This window comes from Pseudomonas syringae (genome assembly GCF_001698815.1).
Taxonomy (GTDB): domain Bacteria; phylum Pseudomonadota; class Gammaproteobacteria; order Pseudomonadales; family Pseudomonadaceae; genus Aquipseudomonas; species Aquipseudomonas syringae_A.
In genome coordinates this window covers 14,145-25,961 of the sequence record NZ_LGSI01000048.1, presented here as the reverse complement: position 1 = coordinate 25,961, position 11,817 = coordinate 14,145, and the positions used below count along the sequence as shown (strand labels likewise).

At 56.3% G+C, this 11,817-nt stretch carries 10 protein-coding genes; 8 read left to right on the top strand and 2 right to left on the bottom strand.

Annotated elements, in window-relative coordinates; all coding sequences use genetic code 11:
• Positions 1–150: 150 nt before the first annotated feature.
• On the top strand, positions 151–426 hold the full coding sequence (locus tag AFK24_RS15025) for an HU family DNA-binding protein (RefSeq protein ID WP_003213368.1): 276 nt from the start codon (positions 151–153) through the stop codon (positions 424–426).
• A gap of 162 nt (positions 427–588) precedes the next feature.
• Here the strand turns inward: AFK24_RS15025 and AFK24_RS15020 are convergent, their stop codons facing one another.
• Positions 589–873, bottom strand: a complete 285-nt coding sequence (locus AFK24_RS15020) for a hypothetical protein (protein ID WP_065833955.1) — start codon at positions 871–873, stop codon at positions 589–591.
• Between the two features lie 428 nt (positions 874–1,301).
• Positions 1,302–1,820, bottom strand: coding sequence for an Hcp family type VI secretion system effector (locus AFK24_RS15015; RefSeq protein WP_065833954.1), 519 nt, complete (start codon positions 1,818–1,820; stop codon positions 1,302–1,304).
• Between the two features lie 445 nt (positions 1,821–2,265).
• Between AFK24_RS15015 and tssA the strand changes: the two genes are divergently transcribed.
• The 7 genes from tssA to tssH all read left to right on the top strand — a co-directional run bounded on the left by tssA (position 2,266) and on the right by tssH (position 11,800).
• Entirely contained in the window at positions 2,266–3,819 is a 1,554-nt protein-coding gene (gene tssA, locus AFK24_RS15010) for a type VI secretion system protein TssA (protein ID WP_065833953.1), read from the top strand.
• Positions 3,820–3,852: 33 nt separating this feature from the next.
• Complete coding sequence (tssB, locus tag AFK24_RS15005; protein WP_065833952.1) at positions 3,853–4,359, top strand: type VI secretion system contractile sheath small subunit; 507 nt, start codon at positions 3,853–3,855, stop codon at positions 4,357–4,359.
• 28 nt (positions 4,360–4,387) lie between these two features.
• Complete coding sequence (tssC, locus tag AFK24_RS15000; RefSeq protein WP_065833951.1) at positions 4,388–5,863, top strand: type VI secretion system contractile sheath large subunit; 1,476 nt, start codon at positions 4,388–4,390, stop codon at positions 5,861–5,863.
• A 13-nt stretch (positions 5,864–5,876) separates the two neighbouring features.
• Positions 5,877–6,284 carry a type VI secretion system baseplate subunit TssE gene (tssE, locus tag AFK24_RS14995; RefSeq protein ID WP_065833950.1) on the top strand — a complete coding sequence of 136 codons (408 nt, stop codon included), beginning with the start codon at positions 5,877–5,879 and terminating at the stop codon, positions 6,282–6,284.
• Positions 6,285–6,420: 136 nt separating this feature from the next.
• Positions 6,421–8,208: a type VI secretion system baseplate subunit TssF gene (gene tssF, locus AFK24_RS14990; protein WP_065833949.1), complete on the top strand. Its 1,788-nt coding sequence runs from the start codon at positions 6,421–6,423 to the stop codon at positions 8,206–8,208.
• Positions 8,172–9,194: a type VI secretion system baseplate subunit TssG gene (gene tssG, locus AFK24_RS14985; RefSeq protein WP_065833948.1), complete on the top strand. Its 1,023-nt coding sequence runs from the start codon at positions 8,172–8,174 to the stop codon at positions 9,192–9,194. Before tssF ends, tssG begins: the two co-directional genes overlap by 37 nt.
• A complete protein-coding gene (tssH, locus tag AFK24_RS14980) occupies positions 9,185–11,800 on the top strand; it encodes a type VI secretion system ATPase TssH (protein ID WP_170826336.1) in 2,616 nt (871 codons plus the stop codon). The genes tssG and tssH overlap by 10 nt, the downstream gene beginning before the upstream one ends.
• The last annotated feature ends 17 nt before the right edge of the window (positions 11,801–11,817 follow it).

The following is an 11,817-nucleotide window of genomic DNA, read 5'->3' as shown; positions in this document are numbered from 1 at the left end:
ACATAAACCTCAAGCCCGCACTGGCGCGGGCCTGTACGGCGTGCCATCCTCATTCTTGACTGCCGCAACGTAGAGCCGTTGCGGCGCCTTGGGCTGCTCCGGATGGGCAGCACGGGACATAAAAACAAAAAACCGTAAAAGAGGCTTCATATGCGTAAACCAGAACTTGCAGCCGCCATTGCAGAAAAGGCGGATCTCACCAAAGAACAAGCCAACCGTGTTCTTAATGCCGTCCTCGAAGAAATAACCGGCGCCCTGCACCGCAAGGACAGCGTGACGCTCGTCGGCTTCGGGACCTTCCTGCAACGCCATCGCGGCGCCCGCACCGGCAAAAACCCGCAAACGGGCGAGCCCGTGAAAATCAAGGCCAGCAACACGGTAGCCTTCAAACCCGGCAAGTCACTCAAGGACAGCGTGAATCCATAGATACCAGCTGTACGCCTTGACGCAAGGCGAGCAGTGAAAGAACGGGCACGCCAACGAGGTTGGGTGCCCGTTTTTTGTTCGCATTTTCTGAGCGTTTATAAAATTCGTTGGAGCGAGGCTTGCCCGCGAAGGCGGTAACTCAGACGCAAGAAGTGCGGGATATTAAATTCCCTCCCACAGCCGTCTTTCAATCACGCGATTCATATCGCAGGCTTCCTGCATCAATAGATGAGCCGTACCCGCCATGGCGTTCAGGTCGTAGTCGTCTGCGCTGCCGGGCTTCTTGCTCGACACGGCGTCGAGAAACTCCGTGGCCAGACGCACCCGCAATTCGACGCAGGCGTGCAGGTCTTTGAGCGGCGCCTGACTGTCTAGCAGCAGGACGGCGCCGTCCAGGCCGTGATGGGTTAGGGGGATGTAGCGGGGCGATTCGAGGTTGTAAGGCATTTATGAGGCTCCAACGTTTATTTATTGAGACCACCTCGATTGTCGTCAAGCAATCAGGGTGGCAGCTGTGCGCGGATTGACGAACCGGAAACGCAGGCAAACCGGTAGACCCGAAGGTCTCCCACGCACAGCCGCCATAGCGGAACCTCTGCGGAGCTCACATTTCTCGGATCGTCAAATCCGGTCGTTGAATAAACAACGACAACGCAAAGGCTAAACACTGAGCAGAGCGCAAGTGCGGTATTTATAACTATTGTTTGAAATGTTTAAAGTAGCGAAGTGCAACAAGACGTGGCGAGAGCGTGAGTGCATGCGCGCCCGTTGGAGCGAGGCTTGCCCGCGAAGGCGATATTGAAATGTGGAACGCACACAAAAGGGCACCCAACATTATGCTGGGCACCCTTTCTTCAGCGGTAGTTGCGCTGGCTTTAACCCGCTACAGGTACACGCCAGTCATCAGAGCCAGAAGTGCCGGATACTTCATGGGTCCAGATGATTTTACGGTAGGTGAAGTAGACGTCTTCCAGATGAGTGAAGTGCGACTGGTTAGGATCCTGGCAATTCGGCATGCGGGACGTCACGTCGACGATGATCGCGTCCTCCAGTTTGATGGTGAAGTAGTGCTGCTGATTGCCTTCGGAAGAGGTGCGGTACCACTTCAATTCACATTCGGTCAGCAGCTCGCCTGTCGTGAGCGCAGTAAAGATCAGCGGTGAAGACTTGTCGAACACCTTGGTGATCATCAATGGCTTGTGTACGCGCTGGCCCGTTGGCTGGCCTGACTGAGGATCTCGAGGAATGATGACCTGATGGTCGAAAGCCTGGACCAGGATTTCATCTTCATGACCTTCCTGATAGACATTGCCCACGGAGTCCGATGTAAAGGTGCCTTCGGTAATAAGCCCTTGTTTGGTTCCTTTGATGGTTAGATACGCTGGTGTTGGCATCGATGCACTCCTGGCTGGTGAGTAAGGGTAGTTAGCGGTGCTTCTCTACAAAGAATGCCGTGATGGCTAAGTACTTGCCGCGATTGTAAGAAGCGGTATGTTGATGTGGCAGTAATGTAGTTTCGGCAAGCTGGCGCACTCTACGAGGTTTAAATAGGTAACTCTGTAGTCCATGTTTGTACGATGGCGTAGGAAAAATCATTAAAGAAGGTGAGACGTTGTTCGATGTATTAATTATCTACTTTCTCGGATTTTTTTCTTGCGCGCCCTGGCTTTTGCTGGCTAGTATTGCCGCACTTACTCCGGCCCGCTCTTGAATAGTCATGTGTGAGGTTGCTGGTTTTAAACATGTTTAAATACTTTTTATAGTTTGTTTATAGCGTTGTGCTTGTTGTTATACATACTTGATGTTTCTCCATGCCTGTTCTAGCGAAGTCTAAAAGCTATGTCCCCAACTAACGCTACTGCTCGCTATCTGAAAATCGCCCAGACACCGATTTCCAAAGGCGATTATGCAGGGCTGGACGCTCGCTATTCGCCAGAGTACGAGGCGCTTGAGGTCGAGTTGGCGAAAGCGTTGTCGTTGCATGAAAACGGTAAGGTCGACTGGCAAAAGGTACAGGAGCACAGCGAGGTTATTCTCACGACCCTTTCCAAGGATCTACGCGTCGTCTGCTGGTTGAGCTGGGCGCTTTACCAGCTCCAGTCATTTGCGGGGCTGGTTGCCGGTTTCGGCATGCTTTGTCATTTTTGCACGCACCACTGGGCGCAGATTCACCCAGCCAAATCGAGAACGCGTTCGGCTGCAATCAGCTGGTTGATCATGCGACTTGAAAAGGCTCTGGACTCCAATGTTCCCGTTAAGGATCAGCTGGAATTGTTCCGCCAGTTGGTAAAGCTGCTTGAGGAACTGGATGCAGTTCTTACGCAGCATCTGAAGGCCGACGCCCCTCTGATATTGCCGTTGCGCAGGCGTCTGGCGAGCATGGTCCAGCGTGCCTCGGATCACCGGCCTGAACCGGGGCCGATGGAAGCCGCGATAGCGCAGGTCAAGCAGACCGCCACGCAGTGGTTTGCTGGCGAATCGGTGATCGAAAACGAAAAGGATGCGCAGAAGGCGCTGCGTGGCCAGCAGGAAAATGGCCTTGCGTTGTGTGCCTGGTGGTTGCGCCAGAAGGCGACCGATCCTCGTGCGCTACGGCTCAATCGGACCCTGACCTGGCTGTCGATAACTTCAGTGCCGCAGCAGAACGCGGAGCGAATTACTGATCTTCGAGCGCCACCGCCGGACAAGCTCAAAAGCTACCGCAGCCTGTTCGAGCAGGGGCAGTACGCGGACCTGCTCGTTCAACTCGAAGCCAGCATAGCCCGGGCGCCGTTCTGGCTTGATGGTCAGCGCATGGTCTGGGAGTGTCTGGATGCTCTTGATGCCGAGGTTGCCAAGCAAGAGCTGGAGATTCATTGCGCGTTATTCGTGCAACGACTTCCAGGGATCGTCGAGCTGCGGTTCCACGATGGCGTGGAGTTCGCGAACGTCGAGACTCGGGACTGGATCACTGCGCATGTCATGCCGCGTGTCCAGCCAATCGCTGCGCCCCGCAAGGTAGAAGAGGCCGGTATTGCACCTGCCTGGCAGCTCGCACTGGAGAAAACCGTCCCGATGTTGCGCAAGGGCGGTTTGAAAGCTGCGGTGCAGGAAATGAAGCAGGGTTTGCAAAGCGCCCAAGGCGGCCGTGAACGGTTTTTCTGGCAGTTCAGCCTCGCTCGGCTGTGTCACCGGGCCAAGAAATACGACCTGGCAAGGGCGCAGCTGGAAACCCTTGATCAACAGCTGCAGCAATCAGGTTTGCACCTCTGGGAGCCGGATCTGGCGCTGGAAGTCCTGCGCCTGCTCCACGGCTGTTACGGGTTACTGCCCCAAGGCCACGAGGTGCGGGAGCGCAAGGACGAGATTTATCGCAGGTTGTGCCACTTGGACCTTGAAGTGGTACTCGAATAGGCCCTCGGGTCGTAACAGTGAAGGAGAAAAACTGTGGCCAAAGAAGGCTCGGTAGCACCAAAGGAACGCATCAATATTACTTTCAAGCCCGCAATCGGCGGTGCCCAGGAAGAAATTGAGCTGCCGCTGAAATTGCTGGTGTTGGGTGATTTCACCCAGCAGGCAGATGAGCGCAAGTTGGAAGATCGCAAGCCCATCAGCATCGACAAAAATAACTTCGACGAAGTGCTGGCCAACCAGAAGCTAGGCCTGACCTTGAGTGTACCGAACCGTTTGCAGGACGAGGACGACTCTCAGGAGTTGGCGATGGATCTGCGTATCAATTCGATGAAGGATTTCAATCCGGCAAGCCTTGTGGATCAGGTGCCGGAAATGAAAAAACTGATGGAGCTGCGCGATGCGTTGATGGCCCTCAAAGGACCACTTGGCAATGCCCCAGCATTCCGCAAGGCGATCGAAAGCGTTCTGGAAGATGAAGATTCGCGCGGTCGTGTGCTGGGCGAGATCGGTCTGGATGCGCCCGCCCCGAAGGACGCTTGAGTCTGTAATAGATAAGGAAGCCAATACCATGAGCACCCGTGCAGCACAGCAGAAAAATAGCGAAGCCACCGAGTTCGGCATACTTGACCAGATCATTGCCCAGACCAGCCTGACACCGACTGACGATGCCTATGGCATCGCCAAGCGCGGCGTCGCGGCATTCATCGAAGAATTGCTCAAGCCTCATAACAGCGAAGAACCCGTCAAAAAAGCCTTGGTTGATCGCATGATTGCCGAGATCGACGGCAAGCTCAGTCGGCAAATGGACGAGATCCTGCACCACCCGGAATTCCAGGCGCTGGAGTCTTCATGGCGTGGCCTGTCGCTGCTGGTTGAGCGCACGAATTTCCGCGAAAACATCAAGATCGAGGTGCTGAACGTCTCCAAGCAGGACCTGCTGGACGACTTCGAAGACTCGCCCGAAGTGATGCAGGCTGGTTTGTACAAGCATATCTACACCGCGGAATACGGCCAGTTTGGTGGCCAGCCAGTAGGCGCAATCATCGCCAACTATTTCTTCTCCCCAAGCTCACCCGACGTCAAGACCATGCAGTACGTTTCCAGTGTCGCTTGCATGTCCCATGCACCATTTATTGCCGCGGCCGGTCCCAAGTTCTTTGGTCTGGAAAGCTTCACCGGGCTACCTGACATGAAAGACCTCAAGGATCATTTCGAAGGTCCGCAGTTCGCCAAATGGCAAAGTTTCCGTCAGCAGGAAGACGCGCGTTATTTTGGTCTGACCATGCCGCGCTTCCTGCTGCGCAACCCCTACGACCCCGAAGAAAATCCGGTCAAGACTTTCGTTTACCGGGAAAACGTTGCCAATAGCCACGAGCATTATCTGTGGGGTAACACCGCCTACGCGTTCGGTACGCGGTTGACCGACAGCTTTGCCAAATTTCGCTGGTGCCCAAATATCATCGGTCCGCAAAGCGGTGGTGCGGTTGAAGATTTGCCCCTGCACCACTTCCAGAGCATGGGTGAAATCGAAACCAAGATTCCAACCGAAGTGCTGGTCTCCGACCGCCGCGAGTACGAGCTGGCCGAAGAGGGCTTTATCGCCCTGACCATGCGCAAAGGTAGCGACAACGCAGCGTTCTTCTCTGCCAGTTCGGCCCAGAAGCCGAAATTCTTTGGCATCAGTGAAGAAGGCAAAGACGCCGAGTTCAATTACAAGCTGGGCACACAGCTGCCGTATCTGATGATCGTCAATCGTCTGGCTCATTATCTGAAAGTGCTGCAGCGTGAGCAGTTGGGCTCCTGGAAAGAGCGCACGGATCTCGAGCAGGAATTGAACAAGTGGATTCGTCAGTACATTGCGGATCAGGAAAACCCAAGCGCTGAAGTACGTGGCCGCCGTCCATTGCGCGCCGCCAAAATTGTCGTCAGCGATGTTGAAGGTGAGCCGGGCTGGTACCGCGTCAACCTGAACGTGCGGCCGCATTTCAAGTACATGGGTGCCGACTTCACCTTGTCGTTGGTTGGCAAACTCGACAAAGAGTAATCGGAGCTGAGCAATGTCCGGGTATGGCAGCCTTTTTGAGCGCCTTGCTGGCGAGGCCGACAAGCGTGCTGGTTGGAAACACGAAGAAAGTGCCGTGGCCTCAGTGGCGGCCCACCTGGCGAAAATGCTCAGTACCCGTGCGGGGAGTGTGCAGACGCTGCCCGCTTATGGTCTGCCGGATCTGAATGATATGCGCTTGAGCCTGCATGATTCCTTGATGCAGGCACGACAGGCCATTGAGCGTTTTATCGGGCTGTATGAACCGCGACTGACGCAGGTGGAAGTCATTTCCCTTCCGGGTGACGGCGACCCGTTTCGTCTGGCCTTTGCTATTCATGGTTTGCTTGAAGTTGCCGGCGTCAAACGGCAAGTCAGCTTCTCCGCTCGTCTGGATGCTTCCGGGAACGTGAAAGTTACCTGAGGCATCAGGCACTGCGAAGTTTTGTTGTTTCAAGAGTTCCGTGATTACCCGTTTTACCCATTGCATCTACTTGACCAACCAAGTACTGGCAGTTTTGTCAGTGCGTTTTTCCGTGCCTCCAGGGAACAGGACGCCCATGTCTTTTAATGATTACTATCAAAGCGAATTGACTGCTTTAAGGCAGATGGGGCGCACTTTTTCTGAGCGCAATCCCGCACTGGCACCTTTCCTTGGGCAAAGTGGTCGCGATCCGGATGTCGAGCGTCTGCTGGAAGGTGTTGCGTTTCTCACCGGGCGCCTGCGTCAGAAGCTTGATGATGAATGGCCAGAGCTGACGCATTCCCTGATGCAGTTGCTGTGGCCCAACTATATGCGGCCATTGCCGTCATTCAGCATTGTGCAGTTTCAGCCTTTGGATCAGGCAGGGCCGGCAGTCCATGTCGAGCGCGAAACGCCAGTAAGCAGTGAAGAAGTTGAAGGTGTCAGTTGTCGTTTCCGCACCTGTTTCGCCACGGAGGTTCAGCCTCTTGAACTGAGCGACTTGAACTACTCGGTTCAGGGCGAAGGCGCTTTGCTGAGCGTGCAACTCACCCTCAAAGGCAGTGGTCATCTTGGCCAGCTGACCCTTGATCGCCTGCGGCTGCATTTCGCCGGAGAGCGCTACATCAGCCAGACGCTTTATCTGAACATGCTGCGCAATCTCGGCAGCATTGACGTAGTGCTGCTTGATGCGGATCACAAGCCACTCAAGCCCGATGGCGGCAATGTGGCGTCATTCAAACTTGAAGTTACAGATGTTCAGCCGGTGGGCTTCGCCGACGATCAGGCGTTGATTCCCTATCCGCTGAATACATTCCGCGGTTATCGATACCTCCAGGAATATTTTGCGTTGCAGGACAAGTTTCTTTTCGTCGACATAAGAGGCCTGGAGAAGATCAGTGCGGTAGCGGAAGACATCCTCAAGCAGGCGGTCGGTTTTGAATTGCGTTTCACCGTCAAGAAAAACGCTATCCAGCGGGCGCGCCCTACCAAGGACAACATCAGACTGTATTGCACGCCTGTGGTGAACCTTTTCAATGAAGACGCCCTGCCTATTCGCCTGGATGGCAAGCAGGATGAGTATTTGTTGCTGCCCTCCAAACTTGAGCCGAAACATTGCGGCGTCTACTCGATTGAAAGTGTCATCGGCCGTGAGCAAACGCGCGGCGGCGAGAGGCATTACGTGCCTTTCGAATCGTTCAAGCATGACCCTAGTTTCGACGTACTGCAGGCGGCCCCGTATTACAGCGTTCGGCATCGGTCATCGCTGTCCCACAGCGGACTGGATACCTATTTGAGTTTCGACATTCGCCACTGCGACAGGCAGGAGGCGCTGTCCATCGATCTTGTCTGCACCAACCAGAATCTGCCATTACGGCTCAAGGATGGGAGCATCCGTTTCAGCGGCGAGGGTACGCCGCAGACTGCCGGTTTTCAGAACATAACGGCTTGCACTCCCCACTACGCGCCGCCGCTGACGCAGGATTTTCTCTGGAAGTTGATCAGCAATATGTCGCTGAACTACCTCTCTCTGGAGAACGTCGATGCGCTGAAAGTCATTCTTGAAACCTACGACTTTCCGCAGTACTACGACCGTAATGCGGCAAGCGTCACCCGCAAGATGCTCGGCGGACTCAAGTCGATTCGCCATGTTGCCACCGACCGTTTATTCGAGGGCTTGCCGCTGCGTGGGGTGCGCACCGAATTGTTGATCGATTCGGAGCAGTTCATCTGCGAAGGGGATGTGTTCGTCTTCGCCTCGGTGCTCAACGAGTTCTTTGCGCTGTACACCAGCCTCAATTCGTTTCACGAGCTTCGCGTCAAAACCATTAAAGGAGAGGTGTACTCATGGACACCACGAATGGGGCAACAACCCCTGCTCTGAATGAGCTGACGCGGACGATCCGCGAGTATTCGCTGTTCCAGGCCGTGCTGCTGGCGCTGGACACTGTGCGCGAAGCCTGCCCGGATCTGAGCGAAGAGCAGCTTTACGATCAGCTCGAGTTTCAGGCCAATCCGAGCCTGGGATTTCCGGGGAGCGATGTCGATTGTGTGCAGTTCTTCAGTGAGGACGGGAGGCTTCGCGCCCACATGCGGCTTAACCTGCTCGGCCTCTCTGGGGCTGGGTCGCCGTTGCCGGTGTTCTATGCCGAACAGGCATTGGGCGATGGTGATGATGCCAATACTACGCGGATGTTTCTTGATCTGATCAACCATCGGCTGCACCGCTTGATGACGCCGATCTGGCGCAAGTACCGCTATCGAGCAAGCTTTCAGAAAGGTGCGGTCGATCCCTTTTCACAACGCTTGTTCGCGCTGGTCGGGCTGGGTGGCGACAAGATCCGCCTGGCCAAGGAAATCAACTGGAAGCGTCTGCTGCCGTACCTCGGTTTGCTCAGCCTGCGCGCCCACTCCGCGGCGTTGATCGAGGCGGTGCTGCGTTACTACTTCAAGCACGCAGAAGTGGATATCGAGCAATGCGTACCGCGTGTCGTGGACATCCTCAAGGATCAGCAAAACAGCCTCGGCCAGAAGAACAGCCATCTGAGCCACAACCTGGTGCTTGGCGAGCAGGTGCGTGACCGCAGCGGCAAATTCCGGATTCACATTCGTGAACTCGATTGGCAACGTTTTCATGAATTCCTGCCGATCGGCACCGGCTATCAGCCGCTCTGCGCACTGGTGCGATTCAGTCTGCGAGACCCGCTGGACTACGACATTCGCCTGGCGCTGCGCCATGAAGAAATCCACGAGTTACGCCTGTGCGCGCAGAGCGCTTGCCGTCTTGGCTGGACCAGCTGGCTGGGACGCGAAACAGCCGACGGAATTGTGACCCTCGGCAGCCATATTCATAAGGACCAATGCCCATGATCAATGTAGACCTGCAACTGCTGATTCAGGCGCTGGACGCCGAAACCCGGCGCGACCTTGAAGCCTGCGCCGAGCGCTGTGTGGCTCGCGGTGGCAGCAAAATCCTGATCGAGGATTTGCTGCTGGCGCTGCTGGAACGACCCCAAGGGCTTCTGGTTCGCGCGTTGCTGGATGCCGAAGTAGACGCAGGAGAGCTGGCGGCGGCGTTGCAACCGCACGTGGAACAGAGCGCGTCGCGCAATCCGGTATTCGCCCCCGAACTGGTGCAATGGCTGCAGGATGCGCTGTTGGTTGCCAACCTTGAACTGGGCCAGAGCCAGGTCGAGCAGGCAGCACTGATCCTCGCGTTGTTACGAAATCCGCTACGTTATGCGGGCACTCGCTACCAACCGTTGCTGAGTAGATTGAACAGCGAGCGGCTACGTGATTTTGCGTTATCCGAGAAAACCGATACGACCTCAAATGGCTCTGGGCCGCAGAGCGAATCCCTGTTGCAGCGCTTCACACACAACCTGACCCAGCAAGCGCGAGACGGCAATCTGGATCCGGTCCTGTGCCGTGACGATGCGATCCGCCAGATGATCGATATCCTCGCGCGCCGACGCAAGAACAACCCGATTGTGGTGGGTGAAGCGGGGGTGGGCAAAACCGCAGTGGTGGAGGGGCTGGCGTCGCGGATCGCCGTTGGCGAAGTACCACAAGCCCTCAAAGGTGTCGAGTTGCTGTCCTTGGACATGGGCCTTCTGCAGGCGGGCGCCAGTGTCAAAGGTGAATTCGAACGCCGACTCAAAGGGGTGATCGATGAGGTCAAGGCGTCGCCAAAACCCATCGTGCTGTTTATCGATGAAGCCCATACCCTGATCGGCGCAGGCGGTCAGGCCGGAGGCTCGGACGCTGCGAATCTGCTCAAGCCAGCGTTGGCTCGTGGCGAATTGCGCACTATCGCTGCGACAACATGGGCTGAATATAAAAAATATTTCGAAAAGGATCCGGCGCTCGCGCGACGTTTTCAACCCGTACAACTGCATGAACCCACGGTTGGCGAAGCGGTAACCATATTGCGCGGCCTGGCCTCGGTCTACGAACAAAGCCACGGCATCTATCTGCGTGACGATGCTGTGGTGGCCGCGGCCGAGCTGTCCGCGCGATATCTGACGGGGCGGCAACTGCCCGACAAGGCAGTGGATGTACTCGATACGGCGTGTGCCAGAGTTCGCATCAGCCTTGCCGCCGCCCCACAAAGTCTGGAGCGTCTACGCGGTGAATTGGCCGAGGGCTGCCGGGAACAACAAGCGTTGTGTCGCGATGCCGAAGCCGGTCTGCCCGTGGATCGCGAAGCCCTTGATGCGCTGGGCAGTCGCCTCATGCAGGCCCGCAACGAGGAGGAGGATCTGCAACAACGCTGGCTCGCACAACAGCGTCTGGCGCAGCAGCTTCTTGAGTTGCGCCAACTGCGGGCGAGTGCGCCGGTCACTGGCAGCGCGACAACCGTAGATGAGGCGTCGCAAGACAGCATTGCGAATCTGGACGACCTTGAGACCCGACTGCAGCAAACCCGGCAGGCACTGGCGCAAGCGCAGGCCGTCGAGCGTCTGGTGAGTTTTGAAGTTTGCCCAAGGCTGGTCGCCGAAGTCGTCAGTGCGTGGACGGGCGTTCCGCTCGAGCAACTGGCGCGGGAGCACAATGCCAGGGTCGCGAGTTTCGCGGTGGACTTGCGCCAACGCATTCGCGGTCAGGATCAAGCGGTGCATGCGCTCGACCGGTCGATGCGCGCCACCGCAGCAGGCTTGAACAAGACCGACGCGCCAGTGGGTGTGTTTCTGCTGGTCGGCCCCAGTGGGGTAGGCAAGACCGAAACAGCATTGGCATTGGCCGACCTTTTGTACGGGGGTGAGCGCTTCGTCACCACCATCAATATGTCGGAGTTCCAGGAAAAACATACCGTGTCACGTCTGATTGGTGCGCCTCCGGGTTACGTCGGTTATGGCGAGGGCGGGATGCTGACCGAGGCGGTACGTCAGAAACCCTATTCGGTGGTGCTGCTCGATGAGGTGGAGAAAGCCGATCCGGACGTGTTGAACCTGTTTTACCAAATCTTCGACAAGGGCATCGCCAACGATGGCGAAGGGCGCGAAATCGATTTCCGCAATACGCTGATCCTGATGACGTCGAACCTGGCGAGCGACCGGATCGAAGCGTTGTGCCGGGATGGCAACCGACCCGAAGCTGATGCGCTTGAGGCTGCCATTCGGCCGGCACTGAGCAAGCATTTCAAACCCGCCCTGTTGGCACGGATGCGAGTCGTCCCTTACTACCCGGTTGGTGGTCCGGTGATGCGCGAGCTTGTCGAGCTCAAGCTTCAACGTCTCAACGAGCGTCTGCGCCGGCGCAAGCTTGCGTTCAGCTATAGCCAGTCATTGGTCGATCACCTGACGGAGCGCTGTGTGCAAGGCGAAAGCGGAGCCCGGCTTATCGATCATTTGATCGACCTTCATCTGTTGCCACTGATTGCCGACCGACTCCTGGAGGTGATGGCAGCAGGGCAAACCCTGACTCAGGTACATGCCACGCTCAATGAAAACGGCGTCGCGTGTGAGTTCGCGTGATCATGAAATTTCCCTTC

Bases quoted from the DNA above. Each gene is read 5' to 3' on its own strand.
- AFK24_RS15025 (WP_003213368.1), top strand. From the start codon at position 151: ATGCGTAAACCAGAACTTGCAGCCGCCATTGCAGAAAAGGCGGATCTC.
- AFK24_RS15020 (WP_065833955.1), bottom strand. From the start codon at position 873: ATGCCTTACAACCTCGAATCGCCCCGCTACATCCCCCTAACCCATCAC.
- AFK24_RS15015 (WP_065833954.1), bottom strand. From the start codon at position 1,820: ATGCCAACACCAGCGTATCTAACCATCAAAGGAACCAAACAAGGGCTT.
- tssA (WP_065833953.1), top strand. From the start codon at position 2,266: ATGTCCCCAACTAACGCTACTGCTCGCTATCTGAAAATCGCCCAGACA.
- tssC (WP_065833951.1), top strand. From the start codon at position 4,388: ATGAGCACCCGTGCAGCACAGCAGAAAAATAGCGAAGCCACCGAGTTC.
- tssE (WP_065833950.1), top strand. From the start codon at position 5,877: ATGTCCGGGTATGGCAGCCTTTTTGAGCGCCTTGCTGGCGAGGCCGAC.
- tssF (WP_065833949.1), top strand. From the start codon at position 6,421: ATGTCTTTTAATGATTACTATCAAAGCGAATTGACTGCTTTAAGGCAG.
- tssG (WP_065833948.1), top strand. From the start codon at position 8,172: ATGGACACCACGAATGGGGCAACAACCCCTGCTCTGAATGAGCTGACG.
- tssH (WP_170826336.1), top strand. From the start codon at position 9,185: ATGCCCATGATCAATGTAGACCTGCAACTGCTGATTCAGGCGCTGGAC.